We start from the raw sequence: 20,817 nt of genomic DNA, 5'->3' as shown, positions 1-20,817 counted from the left end.
GGATCACTCCACTTCCAGGTCGTCGGCCAGCTCGTGCACGCGGCGTTTCGCCATGCGCTCGATCTGGTTTGAGAACAGGAGACCGGACAGCGCGGCCACCATGCCGGCCATGGTCGGAATCGTGGCCCGGGCGACGCCGGCGCTCATGGCGCGTGCGTCAGAGGAGCCGGAGATCGACATCACGTCGAAGACCGAAACCATGCCCGTCACGGTGCCCAGCAGGCCGAACAGGGGAGCCACCGCGACCAGGGTCTTGATGAGCTCCACGTTCTGCTCCGCCTTCGCCTTGACCTCGCTGATGAGCTGATCCCGGATGGCCAGCGCGTGCCAGGAATGGTGGTCGCCGCGCGCCCCCCATTCCTTCAGCGCCCGGTCCCGCACGCTTTTGTGCGCGAAACCGAAATACGCCAGCCGCTCCAGGATGAACGCCCACATCACGAAGGTCAGGGCCATGATCCAGTTCAGGACCGGGCCGCCGCGCTCCAGGAACTCCTGAAGACTTGTGAGGGCGCCTTGGAAATCCATCGGTTCTGTTCCTTTAGCCCGCGGACTTCTCTTCGGCGTGACGCGCGATGATCCCGGCGGCCTGCTCTTCCAGGGCCTGCTGCGCGCCGCGCGCGAAGCTGGCCGCGAAGGAGTGGATGAACAGAAGCGGGATGGCCGCGATCAGGCCCGACACGGTGGTCACCAGGGCCTCGGAGATGCCGCCCGCCATGATGCGGGGGTCGCCGGTGCCGAACAGCGTGATCTGGGTGAAGGTCCGGATCATGCCGGTCACGGTGCCCAGAAGGCCCAGCAGCGGCGCGACGCCTGCGGCGAGTTTGAGGAAGTTCAGACCGAATTCGAGCTTCGGGGTCTCGCGAAGGATCGCTTCGTCGATCTTCAGCTCGATCGTTTCGATCGGACGGTCCTTGACCTCTTCGTAAGCCAGCATGATGCGGCCCAGCGGGTTGGACTTGGACGCAGTCGAGCGGCGCTTCTGCGCGTTGATGGCCGAAGTGGTCATCAGCAGCGAGAAGAGACGGAACAGACCGAACGCCGCGGACAGGACCAGCAGCACGGCGATGATGATCGCGACGATGCCGCCCTGAGCGAAGCGCTCCTGAAGATCGGGAACGTCCTTGTAGATGCGCAGCAGCGCACCACGCGAGGGATCGACCGGACCGGCGACGATTTCGCCCGGTTCGGCGTTCAGCAGCGCCGACGCGGCGCCCATGAGGCGGCCCGGGGGCTGCTGCTCGAGCGCGGTGAGGTTATAGCCCGCGGCGCGGTTGGATTCCTCGGTGGTCCATTGCACGTAGACCGGACCGCCGGATTCCGCGACCGCGTTGAACGGACCCACGCGGGTGACCGGCACCGGCTGGCCCTCGTTGAGGCCGAGCACGCGGCGCTGGAAGGTCACGACCTCGGCCTGCGCGTTCATTTCCTGGATGAGCGTGCGCCAGATCTGGTCGAGCTGGTTGCGCTCGGGCAGCGTGCGGCTCTCGGCGAGTTCGAGCAGCGGTTCGGCCCGGCCCGGATACTGCGCGGAGATCAGCGAGGACTGAAGGATCGCGCCGAATTCGCCACCGGCCTGACGCGCCGCGCCGAACAGTTCGCCGAAGGCGCCCTGCTCTTCACGCAGCTGCTGGTCGAGCTCGGCGATGCGGGCGCTGTTGGCCTCGAACTGGGCCTCGGCCTGATCGGCCTGGGCTTCGAGAGCGGCCAGCGTGCTGCGCGCCTGCGCCAGAAGCGCGGCCTGGCGGTCGCGGTCGGCGCGGAATTCCTGAAGCCGGCGCTGGTTCTCGGCTTCGGCTTCACGCGCGTCCTGGCGGACGCGATCGATCAGCTGGGAAATCGAGTTGACCGGTTCCCGGTCGGCCTGCGCGAAGGCCGGAGCCGCCACGAGGCCCATGGCCATCGACGCGGCCGCAATGGATTTGATGAGCGTTTTCATCGTCGTTTCTCTCCCGTCGGGTCCGGTTACTGAGCAGCCTCAGGTCCGGGCAGCGGAGCCACGAACACTTCCGGGGTGGTCACTTCGTTGGCGATGCGGAACGCGCGCTGGACGTCCTGGGCCATCGAGCCCGGGACCGAACGCCATTCCGGATTGTCCTTGGTCAGCATTTCCAGCCGGTCGCCGGCGTCGCGGATCAGGGCGACGCGGCCGATCTGAAGGATTTCGGCGGAAACCGGAACGCCGTCGAGCTCGACTTCCTCGGTGTAGGCGCGCAGCGAGCGGCCGTAGGAGGCTTCGATCTCATAGGCGTTCAGAAGCAGGCGGTACTTTTCGGCCGGCGGGATGCCCGCATCGCCGAGCACTTCCTGGATCTCAGCGAGACGCTGGGTGCGCAGGTCCATCTGGAAGGGCAGGTCCTGCTGCACGAACTCGTCCAGGGCGACGAACATCTCGAGCATCATCGGCGTCAGGTCGCGCTCGATATTGCCCACCCGCTCGAGCTGGCTTTGCAGCGCGGCGAGTTCGTTCTCCTGCGAGCGCAGGAAGACCCGCTGCTGCTCGAGATACACGCGCTGGCCTTCGATCTGCTCCTGAAGAGCGAGATACTGGCGCTCGGCGTTGTCGGCGTCGTCCGCCAGACGGTCGATCTGCTCCTGCGCCTGGGCGCCGGCCTGGGTCGACTGGCGCGCGATCTGCAGCGCCTGGTCGAGTTGGGCGTGAGCGCCGGCGGCGCAGACGAGGGCGGTGGCCCCGGCCGCGAGCGTCATGCGGATTGCTTGAAACTTTTTGGACATGGTTTGCCTCACAGTAGCCCGCACGGACTTAAGTGCCCGTGCGCTTCCGTTTTCCCTCGCTCTTCGGTGCGCCGATCGTCGACCGCGACGGCATCGGCCCCCCAACAAAATAAACGCGGCGCACCGCGCGGCAGCGCCCGGTCAGGAGCGCCGCGAATGGAATGTGAGGAAACAACGCGCGTTTATCGTCATCCCCTCGATACGCGGCGTAGACCGCCGTCTATTTCGATTGCGTGAACGCTAGCACCGCGCTCGCAGGCCGATCAACCGCTCATGCAGCAGCCCGACCGGCCTTCGCGACGGCGTTAACGATGTTTAACCCTGGACGGTGGCTATTTTGCGACAGGGGCGGCACTCCGCCGCCGAAAGCGGCCAACCCTTTGAAATCCCTTTGCCTAAAGGGCAGGACGGTGGAAGCCGGCGCAATATCGGCGGGTCGCAAGGGGGGCGCTGTGACGCGAAAAGCGCGCAGCGCGGCCCGTCTTCACGGCGCACTGAGCAACTGCAAAATCCTTGGAACAGGGAAGATGGCTGGGGCGCCAGGATTCGAACCTGGGAATGGCGGTACCAAAAACCGCTGCCTTACCACTTGGCGACGCCCCAGCAGCGACCGGGGCTCCGGTCGCGGGCGGCGGTTGATAGCCCGGCTTTCAGGAAAGTGCAACGCCGGTGCTGCAGCCGTTTTCACCCCGGTTGCGGCGCCGCCGTCCGGCCGCTGCGCAGCGGCGCCCGGAGCGCTTGCTTCGCTGGAATCGCGGCGCTATAAGCCGCGCCTCGGTTCGGAGCATAGCTCAGCCTGGTAGAGCACTGTCTTCGGGAGGCAGGGGTCGCAGGTTCAAATCCTGCTGCTCCGACCATTCATTCCCTGCCCCCGCGTCGTCCCGATATTCGCGAGTCACATCCGCGCAACGGCGCTTCGGCGCCAAGCGCGCGCTCGCCCGCTTTCGCTCGACCCCGCCCGATCGCGCCCCTAGGCTTCAGATCGTGGATTAGAGGGGACGATCATGAAGCAGTTCTGGCTCAGCTTTTTCGGCACCGTGGCGGGGGTGATCACCGCCGCCGTGCTGTTCTGCGTCTTCATCGTTTTCGCGATCGCCGGCCTGATCGCCTCTGCAGTTCAGGACGCCGAGAACGCCAGCCAGACCGCCCTGCCCTCCGGCGCCGTCGTTCTGGAACTCGATCTTCGCGCGCCGCGGCTCGATCAGCCAGGCCTGTCGCCCTTCCTCTTCGCCCAGCCGCTGTCGGTCACCGAGCTCGGCCTGACCCTCGACCGCGCCGCCGCAGACGATCAGGTCGAAGCGGTGTTCGTGCGCGCGAACCCGCTGGGCATGTCGCCGGGCCAGGCCGAGGAGATTCGCCGCGCGCTCGCCCGCTTCCAGGCGTCCGGAAAGCCCGTCGTCGCGCACGCCCAGGGCTTCGAGGGTCCGGCGGTCGCCAATTACTTCGCCGTGTCAGGTGCTGACGAGATCTGGCTTCAGGACACCGCGAGCTTCTCGGCCACCGGATACGCCACCGAGACCGTGTTCTTCGGCGACCTGATCGAGCAGACAGGCGCCCAAGCCGAATTCCTGCAGTTCTATGAGTACAAGAGCGCGGCCGATCCTTTCGTGAGCAACGACTACACCGAGGCGCATCGCGAGGCGACGCTGTCCTGGCTGGGTTCGCTTTTCGACACGGCGGTCGAAGCCGCCGCCGAGGATCGCGGGATCGAGGCGGACCGCATGCGCGCGCTGATCGAACAGGGCCCCTACACGGCAGAGCGCGCCGTCGAGGCGGGGCTGGCCGACCGGCTGGGTCATCTGCACGCCGCCCGCGATTCGGCGCTCGCGCACGCCGGCGACGGGGCTCGATTCGTGGCGGTGGAAGAGTACGCCCGCGCCCGGCCGGCCCGGCAGGCCGGCGGCGCCGTGATCGCGCTCATCGGCGGCGAGGGCCCGATCGAGACCGGAGCTGGCGAGGCCGGTTTCGCGGCGAGCGCAGTCGTGGGCTCGGACCGGCTCAGCGCAGCGATCGACGCCGCCGCTGAGGATTCGCAGGTCCGCGCGATCGTGCTGCGGGTTGAAAGCCCCGGCGGATCAGCGATCGCGTCCGACCAGATCTGGGACTCGGTGGTGCGCGCCCGCGCCGCCGGCAAGCCGGTCGTGGTCTCGATGGGCGCTGTCGCGGCATCGGGCGGGTATTACATCGCCGCGCCGGCCGACCGAATCGTGGCGAACGCCTCCACGCTGACCGGTTCGATCGGCGTCGTCGCCGGCAAGATCGTCATCGACGGCGCGCTGCAACGAATCGGGGTGAACATCGAGCCGCTGTCTGTGGGTGGGGAGTACGCCACCGCGTTCTCCTCTTCCACCGCCTGGACCGAAAGCCAGCGCGCAGCCTTCGAATCGCTCGCCGCAGACACTTATGCAGACTTCACCGAGCGCGTGGCCGAAGGCCGCGATCTGCCGCTGCAGCGCGTGCAGGAGATCGCGCGCGGTCGGGTCTGGACCGGCGCGCAGGCGCTCGAGCTGGGCCTGGTCGACCGGATCGGAGGTCTCGCCGAGGCGGTCGAGGAGGCGCGCGACCTCGCCGGGATCGCGCCGGGTGAAGACGTCACCCTGAAGCGCTTCCCGCGCAGGCCCGCCGGACTCGAGGCGTTTCAGGAGCTGTTCGGCCTGACCGCAGAGGGCGTTCAGGCGCTCGGCCGGCTGGACGCGGTGCTGGCGCTGCCCGAGGTGCAGGCGATGCTCGAGGCGCGCGCCAGCGCGGAGCATGGCGGGGTTCGGCTTGAAAGCCGTGACGCGGCTGACGGCGCGGGCGCCCCCTAAACCAGAGCGCCGAGCAGAAGCACCGCGAAAAAGCCCAGCATCAGCACGACCAGGTAAAGCAGGTCGAGCACGATCGTGCGCACGACGCTGGAAAACCGCCCGCGCCCGTACACGACGCGATGCAGGCGGTAGAGATAGACGTTGGAGTACACGATCACCGCGAGCCACGCCCAGCCGGCTCCGACCATGCCGCCGAGCATGAGGGCCAGTGAAAGCACCAGAAACAGCGCCGAATGCAGGTGCAGCGACACGATCAGGTGGTCGTAGAAGAAGAACCGCCGCCGCCAGACATAGACCAGGCTCAGAAGCAGGGCGTAGACCGGCACCATCACGAACATGATACGCGGCGCCCATTGCGCGGCGCGGTTCAGCCAGCCGACCGGATCGGTCTGCGCCTCTGCGAAGCGCTCGCCGAGATGACGGCGTACAGGAAGCGGGAAGATCGTATCCGGCGCCGGCTCACCGAAATCCTCCGGCGCGAAGTATCGCCGGATGGCGTCTGGGGTGGCGCTGTTCTCTCCACCGACACCGATCTGGATCGGCGGGGGGATCGTCACAGTGGTGTCGGGCGCAGTCGCTTGCGAGGCTTCACCCTCCGCCGCGGCCGCCGGGTCCGCGGCCGCAGGCTCTTCAGCCTCCCGCGGCCCCAGCCAGATTTGCTCCAGGGCGCGCCTTGCGGCCTCCGCCTCTTCCTCGGTGAGCTCGCCGGCGGCGACCGCCGCTTCGAGCTCGTCCTCCATGGCGCCGGACCGCAAGCCCTCCCCGAAACTGGCGAGTTCGGCGTCGCCGATCGCGTTGTCGATCGCCGGGATCAGCAGGAAGAAGATGAGCGAGGCGATGATGTAGAGGCGGAAGGGCGGCATGAAGCGCGCCCGCGCGCCCTTGAGATAGGCGCGGGTGATCCGCCCCGGGCGCAGCAGGAGATTGGGGATGGTGCGCGCCACCCGCCCGTCGAGCGCTGTGAACCCCTCAACGATCTCGCCGAGCAGCCCGCCCATCGGCCGGTGATACTCGTCGGCGACCTGTCCGCAAACGTGACAGACCGGGCCTCTCAGCCCGGTCTGACAATTCGCGCAAACGCCCTCGGGCGTGTCAGGAGCGAGTTCGGCGGGCCGGGACGGCCGCGCCCTCGCCGGTCCGCCGCCGGCCGCAGCGGCGGCTGCGGCGGCGTGCTCGGCTGAAGTCTGCGCGGCCTCGTCGATCCCGCTCATGCGCCCTCCCCCGGGCGATGGCGGCGAAGGGCTGTGCCTAGCCTTCTTCGCCCGCCCCGCCCTGCTCGCCGGCGAAGCACATATACCGGGTGCGGTGGATATGGACCAGATTGTCCTCCCAACCGGTCACCTCGGGGTTCACCAGCGCCTTGTTCACGTAATAGACGATCGGGATGTAGGGCATCTCGTCGAGCATGAGCTGCTCGGCTTCAGCCAGCATCCGGCCGCGCTCTTCCGCGTCCAGGGTGCGGTTGGCCTGATCGACCAGCCGATCGTACTCGTCGTTCGACCAGCGCGAATAGTTCATCGGGATCGAGCCGGTCTCGGCCAGGAACAGGAAATTGTACGCGTCGTTGTAATCGCCGATCCAGCCGCCGTCGCCGATCTGGTAATCGCCGGCGCGCAGGTTGGAGTAGTGGATCTGCGTCTCGATGCCGACGATGTCGACATCGACCCAGTCCGCGATCAGCTCCCAGTCCTGCTGGACGACCGGCGCGACCCGCGGGTTGTCGCCGGTGGTGCGGTGTGCGTACTCGAACTGCAGCGGATTGTCCGGACCGAAGCCCGCTTCCATCAGAAGCTCGCGCGCCATTTCGCGGCGCGCTTCGATCGGCTGGTCGAACCAGCTGATCTTCGCGGTATCGGGATAGTCGTTCACCCCCGGCGGCACGAAGGAGTAGGCCGGGATCTGGCCGGCCTGCAGGATTTCCTCGGCGATGAAGGTGCGATCGATCGCCATGCCCAGCGCGTTGCGCACGCGCGGATCGTCGAACGGCGCTTCGGTCGTTTTGAACGAGAAGTAGACGATGCCGAGATAGGGGTGGATCCGGACGTACTCGGGGATCTCGCGCTGCAGGAATTCGAGATTCTGCCCCGCGAAATCGACGTTCAGATCCAGCTCGCCGTTACGCACCCGGCGCTCGGCGGCGGGATTGTCCACGGTGGGGTAGTAGAAGACCTCGTCCACGCAGACGTTCGAGTTGTCGAAGAAGAGCGGGTTGCGCTCGACATGCACGAAGTTGTTCGCGCTCCACTGCAGAAGCTTGTAGGGCCCGTTCACCTCGATGTTCTGCGGCTGGATCCACTGATCGCCGAACTGTTCGACCACGTGCTTGGGCACCGGAAAGGTCGTGTAGTGGGTTAGAAGCCCCGGCAGATACGGCGCAGGGAATTCCAGCTCGATCTGCAGGGTGCGCTCGTCGATCGCGGTGACGCCGACTTCTTCAGGCTGAAGCTCGCCGGTGTTCACGCCGCGCGCGTTCTTGATCGGATAGAGCAGCGAGGCGTACTGGGCCAGCGTCGCGGGATCGAGAATACGCTGGATGGCGAACTCGAAATCGGCCGCGGTCACCGGCTCGCCGTCGCTCCACTGCGCCTCGCGCAGGGTGAAGGTCCAGACCAGACCGTCCTCGGAGACCTCCCAGCTTTCCGCCATGCCCGGGATCGGCTCGCCTTCGACGTCCTCGGTGAACAGGCCGATGAACATGTCGCCGATGATGTTGTTCTCCCAGGTCCCCGAGGCCTTGTGCGGGTCGAGCGAGAGCGGCTCGGCGCCGTTGCCGCGGTGCAGGGTGACGAGATCGCTGTCGGCCTCGTCCCCGCCGCCGCAAGCTGCGAGCGTCAGGGCCGAAGCGCCGGCGGCGAGCGCCAGGGCGAACTTGGAGGTGAAGCGCATGGGGGTCTCCCTCGATTGTCGGGGCCGGAGCGGGCTCCGGCGGATGTCTCGTTTCAGAGGCGGCGAGCCGCCGGGCGATCGCGCCGCGCTCCTGAACAGAACAGGACGCGAATGAGCCGGTGATGAACGCATCCGGCTTGACGCGGCCTTAATCTCCTAGAGAACCGTGTTCGTTTTCAAGCGAAACCGGACAAATCCGCGACGAAACCGTTCGCGCACGCCGCGCAGAACGCCGCGCCTAGCGATCCTTGGGGTCGATCGCGTCGCGCAGGCCGTCGCCGATGAAGTTGAAGCAGAACAGCGTGATCATCATGGTCAGCGCCGGGAAGATCAGCGTCCAGGGCGCGATCTCCATGTCCCGCGCGCCGTTCGAGATCAGATTGCCCAGCGAGGTCAGCGGCTCCTGCACGCCGAGCCCGAGGAAGCTCAGAAAGCTCTCGGCCAGGATCACCACCGGAATGGTCAGGGTCACATAGACCACGACCGGGCCCAGCACGTTCGGCACGATGTGCCGGCGGATGATGGAGAACTGGCTGACGCCGGCGGCCTGGGCGGCCTCGACGAACTCCATGCCTTTGAGCGAGATGGTCTGCCCGCGCACGATCCGCGCCATGGTCAGCCACTCCACCGCGCCGATGGCGACGAAGATCAGGATGATGTTCCGCCCGAACACCACCATCAGGATGATCACGAAGAAGATGAAGGGCAGCGAATAGAGCACGTCGACGATACGCATCATGATCTGGTCGACGCGCCCGCCGATGAAGCCCGCGGTCGCGCCCCAGACCACGCCGATGGCCAGCGACACCATGGTGGCGACCACGCCGACCATCAGGCTCATCCGAAGACCGACGAGCACCCGGGCGAACAGATCGCGCCCCTGCGCGTCGGTGCCGAAGATGTGGAAGTTTTCGAAGGTCGGACCGATCTGGACCCGGTCGCGATAGATGAAGCTTGAATCGTGCACCCAGATCAGCGGGCCGAGAAAGGCCAGCACGACCAGCACGGCGAGCAGGATCAGGCCGGCCACCGCCGCCTTGTTTCTGAGAAGGCGGGCGCGCGCATCGTCCCAGAGCGAGCGGCCCTTGATCGCCGCGTCCTCGAGCATGCGCTCCTTTTCCGAAGGGGTGGAGGTCAGAACCATCAGTCGTACTTCACTTTCGGGTTCAGCGCCGCATAGAGCAGGTCGGCCACCAGATTGAGAACGATGATCAGCGTGGCGTAAAGGATCACCACCCCCATCACCACGGTGTAGTCGCGCTGCAGCGCGGCGAACACGAACTGCCGGCCGATGCCGGGCAGGGAGAACACCTGCTCGATGACGATCGAGCCGGTCAGCAGCGCAGCCGAGGCCGGGCCGAGATAGCTGACCAGCGGCAGGATCGCGCTACGAAGCGCGTGCTTGAAGATGACCGCCGGCGCGGAGAGCCCCTTGGCGCGCGCGGTGCGGATATAATTCGAACGGATCACCTCGATCATCGAGGCGCGCATGAGCCGGCTGATGATCGCGATCTGCGGCAGAGCCAGCGTGATCACCGGCAGTATCAATCGGTCCACGGTCATGCCGTGGCGCGGATCGAGGCCGCCCGACGGCAGCCAGCCCAGATAGATGCCGATGGTCAGCGCCAGGATCGGGCCGACCACGAAGGGCGGGATCACGATGCCGACAGTAGCGAAGCCCACCACGCCGAAATCGGCCGCCGTGTTCTGACGCAGCGCGGCGATCGAGCCGAAGATCGTGCCGATCACCACCGCCAGCGACATCGACAGAAGGCCGATCGTAGCGGAGACCGGGAAGCCCTCGCCGATGATGTCGGCGACGTCCTTGTCGCGGAATTTCAGCGACGGGCCGAGATCGCCTTGCAGAAGCGAGGCGAGATAATCGAGGTATTGCTTCCAGATCGGCTGATCCAGGCCGTAGGCGGCCAGGATGTTTTGCCGGATTTCCTCCGGCATGGGCCTTTCGAGGTCGAAAGGCCCGCCCGGAGCGACGCGCATCATGAAAAACGCCACCGTGATGATCACGAGGATCGTCGGGATGGCGACCAGGATGCGGCGGACGATGTATGAGGGCATGAACGGGCCGTGCTGCTGGTGCGTTTTCGTGACGGTTTTGTGGGCCGGGCGGTGAATGCGATCAAGAACGGCCCGCAGTAGGCGCGATTTACGACGCAGGCTCAATGCTTTCCGGGGTGAGAGCCGGCCCGATTTCCGCCCTGTGGCCCGAGGGCGACACCGCAGCGGAGCGGATTTCAACCGAAGCGGGCGCCGCAGGCGTTTCCGGAGCACCGACCGCCAGCCCGGCCCCCACCTTCACCGCGAGCACGGCGATAAAGGCGAGCGCGGCGACGCGCAGGCGCTTTGAGGCGAGGGCTGCGAAACGGTTCAAAGCGATAGTCCCGATTGCGGACGGTCTTCATTCTCCCTCGCAAGACCGGCGCCCGGACGACACGAACTCAGATTTGCGTGAACCGGCATGAACGGCTCGTGAATTGCCCGGCGCCGCCGGCGCCCGTATCGTCAAACCGCTGGGGAGCGGAGGCGATTCACCATGACGGCCGAGGCCTGGTGGCGCGATTTCACGTTTGAACGCGGCGCGGTGCGCGTGCGCAAGACCGGCGCGCTGGTGCCGGTCAGCGCGGGGGTGGCAGGCGAGGTCCTAGCCTGGCTGCGCTTCTATCTCGCCGTGGAAGCCGCCGGCGCGTCGCGGCGTGCGGACGGCCCGAAAATCTGGTTCGCACCCGACCGGCCCCGGCCCTGGTATCTCGTATGGGCCGCAGGCAAGCTCGCCGGCCTCAGGACGGTCGCGGATCCGGCTGAGGCAAATCTCGGCTTTTATTTCGACGATGCGACCAGCGGCGCGGCGCCTGAACACATCGGCGCGCGCATGATCAACGCCGGCTGCACCGACGTGTCCAAGAGCCGCGTGGCGGCGGTGTTCGAAGCGGTCACCGGCCGCACGCTCGCCGTCGATCCCGCGTCCTTCGACGGGCCGATGGCGGTGAAGTCGGAAACGAACGGCGTCCATGACGGCCGCGTGGTGGCCGGCCCTGCGGCCGCCGAGCCGGGCCTGGTCTATCAGCGGCTGATCGACAATCTGGCCGGGGACGGGCTCGTGGAGGATCTGCGCTGCCCCACCGTGGCGGGCGACGTGCCGGTCGTGTTCCTCAAACGCCGTCCGCTCGCCGAGCGCTTCGCCAATCACAACTCACAAGTCCGCATGCTCGACCCCGGCGCGGTCTTCAGCGCCGAGGAACGCGGGCTGATCGCCGACTTCTGCGCGGCCATGGGCCTTGAATGGGGCGGGCTGGACGTGCTGCGCGACCGAAGTGACGGCGCGCTATGGATCGTCGATGTGAACAAGACCGACATGGGACCGCCCACCGCCCTGCCCCTGGCCGACAAGATGGCCGCCACCCGCCGCATCGCCGCGTCCTTGCGCGCCTACGCCGAGAAAATCGCGTCCGGAGACCGTTCATGACCATCCCCTTCGTGCGCGATTTCACGTTCGAGTACGGACAGCCCGACCGGCTGAGCGCGCTGGTGCGCCGCGTGATCGCGCCCAATCCGGGCCCGTTCACCTTCACCGGCACGGGGGTCTACATCATCGGCGAGGGCGAGGTCGCGGTGATCGATCCGGGCCCCGCCATCGCCGAGCACGAAGCCGCGCTGGACGCCGCGCTGAAAGGCGAGCGCGTGACGCACGTGCTGGTCACCCACCACCATCTCGACCACTCCCCGCTCGCCCATACGCTTGCGAAAAAGCACGGCGCGAAAGTCCATGCGATGAGCCCGAAAGGCTCTGCGCCCGAAGGCGGCGAGGTGCGCATGGAGGCCGGGGACGATCTGAGCTTCCGCCCCGATGTCGAGATCGAGGACGGCGACGTCTTCACCGGACCGGGCTGGACGCTGCGCGCGCTTCATACGCCGGGGCACACCTCGAACCATGTCTGCTACGCGCTGGAGGAGGAGCGCACGCTTTTCTCCGGCGACCATGTCATGGGCTGGTCGACCTCGGTGGTGAGCCCGCCCGACGGCTCGATGGGCGATTACATCGCCCAGCTCGAACGGATCCGGGCGCTCGATTTCAAGGTGATCCGCCCCACTCACGGCACGGCGATTGAAGACCCCCGGCCGTTTCTGGACGCCTATATCGCCCATCGCCGCGATCGCGAACGCCAGATCCTCGCCCAGCTTCAGGCCGGCCGGACGCAGATCAAGGCGATGGTCGCGGAGATGTACAAGGACGTCGATCCGCGCCTGCACCCGGCCGCCGCCCATTCGGTGCTCGCCCACATGATCTATCTCGTCGAGCAGGGCCGCGTCGTCGCCGACGGCGCGCCGGGGCTCGATACACACTACCGCCTCGCCGCCTGAACCGGAGACCTCATGCGCCTTCTTTCTTCCGCCTGCATCGCCGCCGCGCTCGCCCTGGCCGCCTGCATACCCGGCGGCGGATCGGTCCGGACGGTCGCGGTGACCGGAACCGTGTACACGCTGGACGGCGAGCCGGCCGAGGGCGTGACGGTCTCGGATGAAGCGGAGACAGGCTCCGCGGTCACCGGTCCTGACGGCCGCTTCGCCTTCACCATCGATCGGCGGTCCAGCGGCGTCGTCCTGCCCGTTTCCGGCGTCTATCGCGCGCCGGTCGACATCAAGGCGCAGTCACCGGCGCTGTCTGGCCGAAGCGGAGCGGTGGCGCTATCGACCAGCGAAGAAGCGATGGACACGATCCTCATCGCTCTTCCCGCCGAGGAGGTCGCTGCAGCCCAGGCCCTGCTCACCAGGCGCTCGCCCGCCTGCGGGTCCGATCCGGCGCGGGGATATGCGCACGCCATGCTCGACAGGCTGGACGCGCTGACCGGCGCGGACTGGCTCGAACCGCTGAAACTCACATACGCCACCGAAGGCCAGCACGAGCGGCTGAAACAGCTCGTGCTCGCCGCCCGGGTCGATTGCGAGCTCTCCGAAGAGAACTGGCGCGGCGACGTCGACGCGCTCGACGCCGCGTTTCTGCCCGACTAGCCCGGCGCGTCTTCCAAGACCGCGATCGATTCGTCGGGATCGACGAACCGCGGCGCGTCTTCGCCGCAGACAAAGCCGGGCGCGTCGCGTTCGGCGATCCGGCGTGCGACATCATTGGCCCGCCAGGTCGTCGACAGATCGACATAAGCGACATGACACGCGCTCACCCCGTTCTGGCCGCCGGGCCTCAGCGCGGAAACGGTGAGATAATGCTCGACCGTGTCGAACACGCCGGTCTCCTCGCCTGTGTCCGGATCGAACGCCGGCCGGTAGGCCGTCCATCGGAGAATGGTGGCGAAGGCCTCGCCGTCCTTAAGCCGCCATTCCAGCGTCTCGGCCAGCGCCTGAAAGGCTCCCGTGTTCAGGGGGCTTTCGGAAAACTGCGCCTCGTGACCCAGATCGCCGAACGCGGCGCGCTGCACCGCGTCTGAATACCCGACGACGACGCCGATCCCGTCCCGGCCGTCACACTGCATGGCGAAGGGCGCGCCGGCGAGGGGCGCGATCTCCTCGCATTGCTCGAGCGAGGTGTAGGCGCTGTCATAGCCCGGCGCCTGAACCACCGATCCGGCGAGACCGGCCGACAGCAGTATTTCTGTAATCATGAAAGCCCCCTGTTTCGTCCCCGGCGCAGCCTAGCAGGCCGGGCTGCGGGGCGTAACGCTTGACCTTCCCGCCGGGCTCGGCCACCACCCCGACCCATGAGCGACCGCGCGGGCACGGACGGCAAGGAAGTCCGCCGCGCCGGGCCCAAGGCCTGGCCGGGGCGCGCGTTCGCCTTCATCCGGAACAGTTTCGCCGACGGACGCTCGCCTGCGCTCTGGGTCGCCGCGCTCGCGGTGGGTCTGGTCGCAGGCTACGCCGCGCTCGGCCTGCGCCTGGCGATCGAGGCGGTGCAGCTCATCGCGTTTCAGGACGGATCGGAGCGGCTGGCGAGCGCGGCGCGCGATCTCAGCGCGCTTCATGTGATCGCCGCGCCGATGATCGGCGGCCTGGTGGTCTCCGCCCTGCTCTACGCCGGTCAGCGCTTCGGCTGGCTCAAGGAAACCCGCGCGCTCTCGGTCTCCGACGTCATGGAGGCGCGCGCGGTGCGCGGAGGCAAGATGGACGCCGCGCCGGGGCTTCTCTCCGCCGTCATCGCCTCGGTCTCGCTCGGCTCTGGCGTGTCGGCGGGCCGCGAGGGGCCTGCGGTGCACCTGGGCGCGACGCTCGCAAGCCTGATCACCCGGCCGCTAGGCCTGCCCGCACGCGCATCGCGCATCATCCTGGCCTGTGGCGCTGCGGCCGCCGTGGCGGCGAGCTTCAACGCGCCCGTCGCCGGCGCGCTGTTCGCCTTCGAGGTGATCCTGGGCCATTACGCGCTGCGCTCCATCGCCCCGGTCGCGGTCTCCAGCGTGGTCGGCGCGATCCTCGCGCGCATCCATTTCGGCGCGCAGCCCGCCTTCGCCATCCCCGAGCTCGATCCGGCGAGCCTTCTGGACTTCGCCGCCATCGTCCCGCTGGGCCTGGCTGCGGCGGGCGTGGCGATCTGCTTCACCATGGCCGCGGCGACGCTGCCGCGCCTGGTCGCCGAGCAGGCGAACAAGCTTCACTGGCCGCTCTGGGCGCTGCCGCCCTTCGGCGGGTTGGTCGTCGGGCTGATCGCGGTCGGCGCGCCGGAGATCCTGGGCGTAGGGTATGAAGCCACCGCCATGGCGCTCGCGGGCGGGTATTCGGTGGGCTTTCTGGCGGCGCTGCTGGTCCTGAAGCTCGTGGCCACCGTGATCACGCTGGCCTTCCGGTTCGGCGGCGGGGTGTTTTCGCCCTCGCTCTATCTCGGCGCCATGCTGGGGGCGTTGTTCGGCGCGATCGCCGTCCAGCTCTTCGGCGAGCAGACCTCCGGCGCGGCCTTCTTCGCGGTCGTTGGCATGGGCGCGGTTTCAGGCGCGGTGCTCGGCGCGCCGCTCTCGACCACGCTGATCGTGTTTGAACTGACCGCGAACTACGAAGCCTCGATCGCGCTTCTGGTCGCGGTCTCCCTCGCCACCGTGCTCACCACCTCGGTCACCAAGGGGAGCTTCTTTCACAAGATGGTCGAGCGGCACGGCTACGACCTGACCAAGGGCGACGCCCGCGTGATCCTTCAGACCATCCGCGCGCGCGACATCATGACCCCGCTCGACGCCTCCGACGCCAAGGCGGAGATGGACGAGCCCCATGTCTACGAAGACGACTATCTCGGCCGGGTGATGGGCTTCTTCTCGGCGGAAAAGCTCGACGGCGCGCCGGTCCGCTCACGCACCGGCGACCAGCCGATCACCGGCTACATCACGAAGGCCGACGCCCACGCCGCCTATGCGCGCGCCCTGCAGATGCGCCATGAGGAGGAGCATCGTTAGTTCTTGTTTTGTTCCCATTTGTCGACTAAGATATTTCGCTCTAGGGTTACATTCTGGAATCAGAACCCTCGGGGAAGAAATGACGCAAGAAGACGAAAAAATGCGCGAGCGTACGAAGAACGCTGCAGCGCGCTTTCGTGAGTGGGCGACAGCTCAAAACCTCCTCCAAGTTGATACTGCGGAGGAGCCTGACGATGAAATAGACATAGAGGAAGAATTCGATCGCGGCGAAGATTTTCGCTCTCAAAATACTATTGATGTGTTTAAGCGAAGAGAAATACTCCTAATTGCATATAATGACGTTGAACACGAGGTTGTCGTATACACTCGAAGGAAGCTTTCTAAAAAGGACGCAGAAAATATACCTGATGCACTCGACGATGAAATTGGCATCCGCGTAGTACAAGGCGGCGCTCCATTTGTAAGTGGGCGGACATATAGCTCAATTCGACCTTACTACCAGGTCGCAGATACCTTTTATTGTTGCGGAAGCTCAATATTTGTTGGCGATTGCCGCGGGGCAGGCAGCTTAGGAGCGCTCCTGCGCGACAGGGAAGGCGTCTTGGTCGGACTGACGAACAATCATGTGGGCGGGGGGTGCAATCACACACCGATTGAAATGCCAATCGTCGCGCCCGGCTCTGTCGATGTTCACCAAGATGGGATTGATCCGTTTACAATTGGGCGGCACCTCTCCGTCATTCCATTCACGGCTGGATCACCGGACCATGTGAACGTTTCGGCGAACACTGACGCGGCGATTTTCCGAATCCGTGACGAAGCTCGTGTGTCAAGTATGCAGGGTAATTTCTACGACACCCCTGCGTCTGTGATGGACCCCACCTGCTCGATGCGTGTTACAAAGGTGGGTAGAAGCACTGGCCTTACTCGCGGCATAATCCGCGCCAAGACTGTCGGAGCTGAAGCCGTCGCTTATGCGGTAGCCGAATTCGACATGAAGGATGTGGTCTACTTTTCAGAGGTTTACATCGTTGAGGGAGAGGGCCGCCCTTTCTCAGCTCCGGGTGACTCAGGATCGTTAGTCTGCACGGAAGATGAGAACGGCCGACGGCACGCTGTAGGAATAGTGTTTGCCGGGCATAAGTTCGGGAATCACACCTTTATCCTCCCCTTAAGGCCGTTGCTGCATCATTGGGGCCTCACACTTGTGGCTGGACATAACACAGTTGCCTAATTCCACTCCTCACGATGCAGGTAAAACACTGCTGCGCCATCTTGGATTTCAAGAAGGCGAAGCGAGCGTTTGGCCTTGGCATGGGGATGACGGCATACATCTTGTCCTTAGGATAAAAGGACGGACGGCGCTAACGCGGCCACTACCGAAGAGATGGGAAGGTTACCGGGTTGAGGTCTCTGAGATGGATATTGGTGAACCCTACCGGTTCCACTAACGCACTCCGATGACCCGCATTCCCGCCGAGCCCGGCCTGATCGGCCTCGAGGTTCATCCCGGCGCCTATCTCGCCGAGGAATATCTCGAACCGATGGGGCTGAGTCTGCGCAAGGCCGCAGGCGCGCTCAATATCAGCGCCGCCAACCTGTCGCGCTTCATCGCCGGCAAGCAATCGGTGTCGATCGAGCTCGCGGTCCGCCTGGGCAAGGCCTTCGGCACGACCGCCCAGTTCTGGCTGAACCTTCAGCAGGCCTACGATCTCGCCACGCTGCGCTCGGAACGCTGGGCGGAAATCGAGGCGGAGGTGCGCCCGCTCTCGGCGTGAGACGCTCTACGGGGCGATCCGAAGAAGGCTCGCCAGGATCGCCGTGACGTCCGCCAGCGTCTCCTCCGGCGCCGTTCCCAGCTTGCGGACACGCCGTGCAGAAAGATCGAGCGCCCGGACCTGATCGACGAGTACGCCGCCAGAGACCGGCGCGCCCTCCGGCAGCAACACCTTGAAGGCGTAGGCTGCGGTGTTTGAGGTGATCGGACACCCGATCACGGTTGAGGCTGCGGCGTTATAAAAGCCGGGGGTGAGTATCAGAAACGGCCGCCTGCCGGCCTGCTCCCGGTCCGCTTGCTCCTTCATGAACGCTGAGACGATATCGCCCCGTTCGAGCGTAGAGGGCCGGTCAGTCACGGATGATCTCGGCGCCCACGTCCGGGCCCCAATCGACAAGCTCCGGAGGCTCCTGACCTTTCATCTCCTCGACGAGCTGTTCAAGCGTCGGCCTCGCCTTCGGCGTCATCCGGATAGCGCCCTGCTCGAGCTTCAGCTCGACCTCGTCTCCAGGTCTCATACCCAGAGCGTCGAGATATGCGGCCGGCAGGCGCACAGCGACCGAGCGTCCCCATTTTCCGATCAGCGCTTTCATCGCCGCCTCCGTCTTGTGATAGCTCTGAAGATATCACACACACCCGCGCGCGTCCGCTCCCTCTCAGCCTGACGGTGCGCACCTCGCCCCCTGCCCTTTGCGCTGGCGCGTGCTAGTTTCGTTCTCCTTCGAATCGCAGCCCGTCTGGGACGTCATGGCCGAACTTCCGCTTTCCCAGCGCGCCGCCGCGCGTCCGCCGCAGCCCTCCGGCGAAGCGTCCTATCTTCAGGGGCTCAACCCCGAACAGCGCGCCGCGGTGGAGGCTACCGAAGGCCCGGTGCTGGTGCTGGCCGGCGCAGGCACCGGCAAGACGCGCGTGCTAACCACGCGGCTCGCGCACATCCTGGCGCAGGGCAAGGCCGCGCCCTGGCAGATCCTGGCGGTGACCTTCACCAACAAGGCCGCGCGCGAGATGAAGGAGCGGGTGGGCAAGATCATCGGCGAGCAGGTCGAGGGGCTGCCCTGGCTGGGCACCTTCCACTCCATCGCCGCGCAGATCTTGCGCCGCCACGCCGAGCTGGTGGATCTGAAATCGAGCTTCACGATCCTGGACACCGACGACCAGCTGCGCCTGATCAAGCAGATCCTCGAAGCCGAGGGGATCGACATCAAGCGCTGGACGCCGCGCCACTTCGCCTCCCTGATCGACGGCTGGAAGAACCGAGCGCTCAGCCCCGAGCGCATACCCGAGGAAGACAAGTGGAGCTTCGCCGACGGCAAGGCGGGCCAGCTCTACGCGCTCTATCAGGAGCGGCTGAGCGTGCTGAACGCGTGCGATTTCGGCGATCTGCTGGTGCACAACATCACGATATTCCAGAAGCACCCGGACGTGCTCGCCGACTTTCACCGCAAGTTCCGCTATCTCCTGGTCGACGAGTATCAGGACACCAACGTCGCGCAGTATCTGTGGCTGAGGCTGCTGGCGCGCGGATCGAACAATCTGTGCTGCGTGGGCGACGACGATCAGTCGATCTACGGCTGGCGCGGCGCGGAGGTGGACAACATCCTGCGCTTTGAAAACGATTTTCCCGGCGCGACCGTGATCCGGCTCGAGCGCAATTACCGCTCCACCGGCAATATCCTCACCGCCGCCTCGGGCCTCATCAAGGCCAACAAGGCGCGGCTGGGAAAGACGCTTTGGACCGAGGACGATCCCGGCGAAAAGGTCCAGGTTTCAGGCCTGTGGGACGGCGAGGCCGAAGCCCGTTTCGTCGCCGACGAGATCGAGAGCCATGTCCGCCGCGGCGGCAAGCATGACGAGATCGCCGTGCTGGTGCGCGCCTCCTGGCAGATGCGCGCGTTTGAAGACCGCTTCATCATGCTGGGCCTGCCCTACAAGGTGATCGGCGGTCCGCGCTTCTTCGAGCGCGCCGAGATCCGTGACGCGCTCGCCTATCTCAGGCTCGTGCGGTCGGAAAGCGACGATCTGGCCTTCGAGCGCATCGTCAACACGCCCAAGCGCGGGGTCGGCGACACCAGCGTTCAGCGCATCGTGGCGGTGGCGCGCGAGGCGCGCTGCTCGATGGTCGAGGCCGCCCGGCTGATGACCCAGACCGACGAGATCAAGGGCAAGGCGCGTTCAGGGATCCAGGCCTTCCTGCGCGATCTCGACCGCTGGCGCGAGCAGTCGCGCGAAATGCGCCATGACGAACTCGCCGAGGTGATCCTCGATGAAAGCGGCTACACGGCGATGTGGCGCGAGGACAAGAGCCCGCAGGCCGCAGGCCGGCTGGACAACCTCAAGGAACTCGTGCGTTCCATGGGAAGCTTCGACACGCTGGAAGCCTTCCTCGAACACATCGCGCTCGTCAGCGACGCCGACCGCGCCGAGGACGGCGACGAGGTGTCGATCATGACCCTGCACGCCGCCAAGGGGCTGGAGTTTCCGCTGGTCTTCCTGCCCGGCTGGGAAGAGATGGTGTTTCCTTCCCAGCGCTCCATGGACGAAGGCGGCACGGCCGCGCTCGAGGAAGAGCGGCGCCTGGCCTATGTCGGCATCACCCGCGCCCGGCGCCGCGCAGTCATCACCTTCACGGCGAACCGGATGATCTACGGCCGCTGGCAGAGCGTGATCCCCAGCCGCTTCATCGACGAGCTTCCGCCCGATTGCTGCGAAGCGAAGTCAGAGACCGGCTATTACGACGCCGGCCCGGGTTTCGAAGGCGTGTCCGAACCTTCCGACCCCTTCCGGTCGAGCTATGAAAGCCCCGGCTGGAAGCGGTTCCAGGCCAGCAAGGCCGCAGGCCGCCGCGCCGATCCCGGCGTCATAGAGGGCAAGGCCCAGCTCATCGAGAGCGGCGACGCCAGTTCGGTGGGCGGCAATTCGAAATGGCGGCCCGGCGACCGCGTCTTCCACCAGAAATTCGGCTACGGCACGGTGAAGATCACCGACGGCGCCAAGCTCACCGTCGCCTTCGACAAGGCGGGCACCAAGAAGGTCGTGGCGAGCTTCGTGGGGGCTGCGCCTTAACCGGCCAGCCCCTCCCTCTCGTCATCCCCGCGAAAGCGGGGACCCAGTCCGGCGGCACGGATGCTCGATGCTCCCCGGGTTCCCGCTTTCGCGGCAATGACGAAGTGGGGAAGCGCTGACACGAACCTTCGAACGATGCGCGCTCCCGGCGCGGCTCCGCCGCTTGTCCGGAAAGCGAGATATGTTG

At 66.2% G+C, this 20,817-nt stretch carries 18 protein-coding genes and 2 tRNA genes; 9 read left to right on the top strand and 11 right to left on the bottom strand.

Features of this window, described 5'->3' with window-relative positions:
• Positions 1-3 precede the first annotated feature (3 nt).
• The 4 genes from ABL308_08525 to ABL308_08510 all read right to left on the bottom strand — a co-directional run bounded on the left by ABL308_08525 (position 4) and on the right by ABL308_08510 (position 3,336).
• A complete protein-coding gene (locus ABL308_08525; protein ID XBQ15004.1) occupies positions 4-525 on the bottom strand; it encodes a MotA/TolQ/ExbB proton channel family protein in 522 nt (173 codons plus the stop codon).
• A gap of 13 nt (positions 526-538) precedes the next feature.
• Complete coding sequence (locus tag ABL308_08520) at positions 539-1,936, bottom strand: MotA/TolQ/ExbB proton channel family protein (GenBank protein XBQ15003.1); 1,398 nt, start codon at positions 1,934-1,936, stop codon at positions 539-541.
• Between the two features lie 26 nt (positions 1,937-1,962).
• Positions 1,963-2,733, bottom strand: coding sequence for a DUF3450 domain-containing protein (locus ABL308_08515; GenBank protein ID XBQ15002.1), 771 nt, complete (start codon positions 2,731-2,733; stop codon positions 1,963-1,965).
• A gap of 528 nt (positions 2,734-3,261) precedes the next feature.
• Positions 3,262-3,336: transfer RNA gene (locus ABL308_08510), tRNA-Gln, on the bottom strand.
• 177 nt (positions 3,337-3,513) lie between these two features.
• Between ABL308_08510 and ABL308_08505 the strand changes: the two genes are divergently transcribed.
• Both ABL308_08505 and sppA read left to right on the top strand, forming a co-directional pair.
• Positions 3,514-3,590, top strand: a tRNA-Pro gene (locus tag ABL308_08505).
• Between the two features lie 147 nt (positions 3,591-3,737).
• A complete protein-coding gene (sppA, locus tag ABL308_08500) occupies positions 3,738-5,540 on the top strand; it encodes a signal peptide peptidase SppA (GenBank protein ID XBQ15001.1) in 1,803 nt (600 codons plus the stop codon).
• On the opposite strand, the gene ABL308_08495 is transcribed toward sppA, so the two are convergent.
• The 4 genes from ABL308_08495 to ABL308_08480 all read right to left on the bottom strand — a co-directional run bounded on the left by ABL308_08495 (position 5,537) and on the right by ABL308_08480 (position 10,502).
• Positions 5,537-6,751, bottom strand: a complete 1,215-nt coding sequence (locus ABL308_08495; protein ID XBQ15000.1) for a DUF3667 domain-containing protein — start codon at positions 6,749-6,751, stop codon at positions 5,537-5,539. The genes sppA and ABL308_08495 overlap by 4 nt on opposite strands.
• 37 nt (positions 6,752-6,788) lie before the next feature.
• The gene (locus ABL308_08490; GenBank protein ID XBQ14999.1) at positions 6,789-8,426 is read right to left on the bottom strand and encodes a peptide ABC transporter substrate-binding protein; all 1,638 of its coding nucleotides are present in this window, start codon (positions 8,424-8,426) and stop codon (positions 6,789-6,791) included.
• A 238-nt stretch (positions 8,427-8,664) separates the two neighbouring features.
• Positions 8,665-9,570, bottom strand: coding sequence for an ABC transporter permease subunit (locus ABL308_08485; GenBank protein XBQ14998.1), 906 nt, complete (start codon positions 9,568-9,570; stop codon positions 8,665-8,667).
• Positions 9,570-10,502 (bottom strand): ABC transporter permease subunit, encoded by a 933-nt coding sequence (locus tag ABL308_08480; GenBank protein XBQ14997.1) that lies wholly within the window; start codon positions 10,500-10,502, stop codon positions 9,570-9,572. Before ABL308_08480 ends, ABL308_08485 begins: the two co-directional genes overlap by 1 nt.
• A 475-nt stretch (positions 10,503-10,977) precedes the next feature.
• Between ABL308_08480 and ABL308_08475 the strand changes: the two genes are divergently transcribed.
• The 3 genes from ABL308_08475 to ABL308_08465 are packed head-to-tail and all read left to right on the top strand — an operon-like array spanning position 10,978 to position 13,451.
• Positions 10,978-11,907, top strand: a complete 930-nt coding sequence (locus ABL308_08475; protein XBQ14996.1) for a hypothetical protein — start codon at positions 10,978-10,980, stop codon at positions 11,905-11,907.
• Positions 11,904-12,803 (top strand): MBL fold metallo-hydrolase, encoded by a 900-nt coding sequence (locus ABL308_08470; protein XBQ14995.1) that lies wholly within the window; start codon positions 11,904-11,906, stop codon positions 12,801-12,803. Before ABL308_08475 ends, ABL308_08470 begins: the two co-directional genes overlap by 4 nt.
• A gap of 12 nt (positions 12,804-12,815) precedes the next feature.
• Positions 12,816-13,451, top strand: a complete 636-nt coding sequence (locus tag ABL308_08465; GenBank protein ID XBQ14994.1) for a hypothetical protein — start codon at positions 12,816-12,818, stop codon at positions 13,449-13,451.
• Here the strand turns inward: ABL308_08465 and ABL308_08460 are convergent.
• Positions 13,448-14,056, bottom strand: a complete 609-nt coding sequence (locus ABL308_08460; GenBank protein ID XBQ14993.1) for a hypothetical protein — start codon at positions 14,054-14,056, stop codon at positions 13,448-13,450. The genes ABL308_08465 and ABL308_08460 overlap by 4 nt on opposite strands.
• Positions 14,057-14,152: 96 nt before the next feature.
• On the opposite strand from ABL308_08460, the gene ABL308_08455 reads away from it, so the two are divergent.
• The 3 genes from ABL308_08455 (at position 14,153) to ABL308_08445 (ending at position 17,568) form a co-directional block, all read left to right on the top strand.
• The gene (locus ABL308_08455) at positions 14,153-15,829 is read left to right on the top strand and encodes a chloride channel protein (GenBank protein XBQ14992.1); all 1,677 of its coding nucleotides are present in this window, start codon (positions 14,153-14,155) and stop codon (positions 15,827-15,829) included.
• 79 nt (positions 15,830-15,908) lie between these two features.
• A complete protein-coding gene (locus tag ABL308_08450; protein XBQ14991.1) occupies positions 15,909-17,024 on the top strand; it encodes a hypothetical protein in 1,116 nt (371 codons plus the stop codon).
• Positions 17,025-17,250: 226 nt separating this feature from the next.
• Complete coding sequence (locus tag ABL308_08445) at positions 17,251-17,568, top strand: HigA family addiction module antitoxin (GenBank protein XBQ14990.1); 318 nt, start codon at positions 17,251-17,253, stop codon at positions 17,566-17,568.
• 6 nt (positions 17,569-17,574) lie between these two features.
• Here ABL308_08445 and ABL308_08440 read toward each other — a convergent pair whose 3' ends face one another.
• Both ABL308_08440 and ABL308_08435 read right to left on the bottom strand, forming a co-directional pair.
• Entirely contained in the window at positions 17,575-17,925 is a 351-nt protein-coding gene (locus ABL308_08440) for a type II toxin-antitoxin system PemK/MazF family toxin (protein XBQ14989.1), read from the bottom strand.
• A complete protein-coding gene (locus tag ABL308_08435; protein XBQ14988.1) occupies positions 17,918-18,160 on the bottom strand; it encodes an AbrB/MazE/SpoVT family DNA-binding domain-containing protein in 243 nt (80 codons plus the stop codon). The genes ABL308_08440 and ABL308_08435 overlap by 8 nt, the downstream gene beginning before the upstream one ends.
• A 154-nt stretch (positions 18,161-18,314) precedes the next feature.
• Between ABL308_08435 and ABL308_08430 the strand changes: the two genes are divergently transcribed.
• Positions 18,315-20,630, top strand: coding sequence for a UvrD-helicase domain-containing protein (locus ABL308_08430; protein XBQ14987.1), 2,316 nt, complete (start codon positions 18,315-18,317; stop codon positions 20,628-20,630).
• Positions 20,631-20,817: the final 187 nt, after the last annotated feature.

Source organism: Oceanicaulis sp. (genome assembly GCA_040112665.1).
Lineage (GTDB): Bacteria > Pseudomonadota > Alphaproteobacteria > Caulobacterales > Maricaulaceae > Oceanicaulis.
This window is presented reverse-complemented; position numbering and strand designations above follow the sequence as displayed.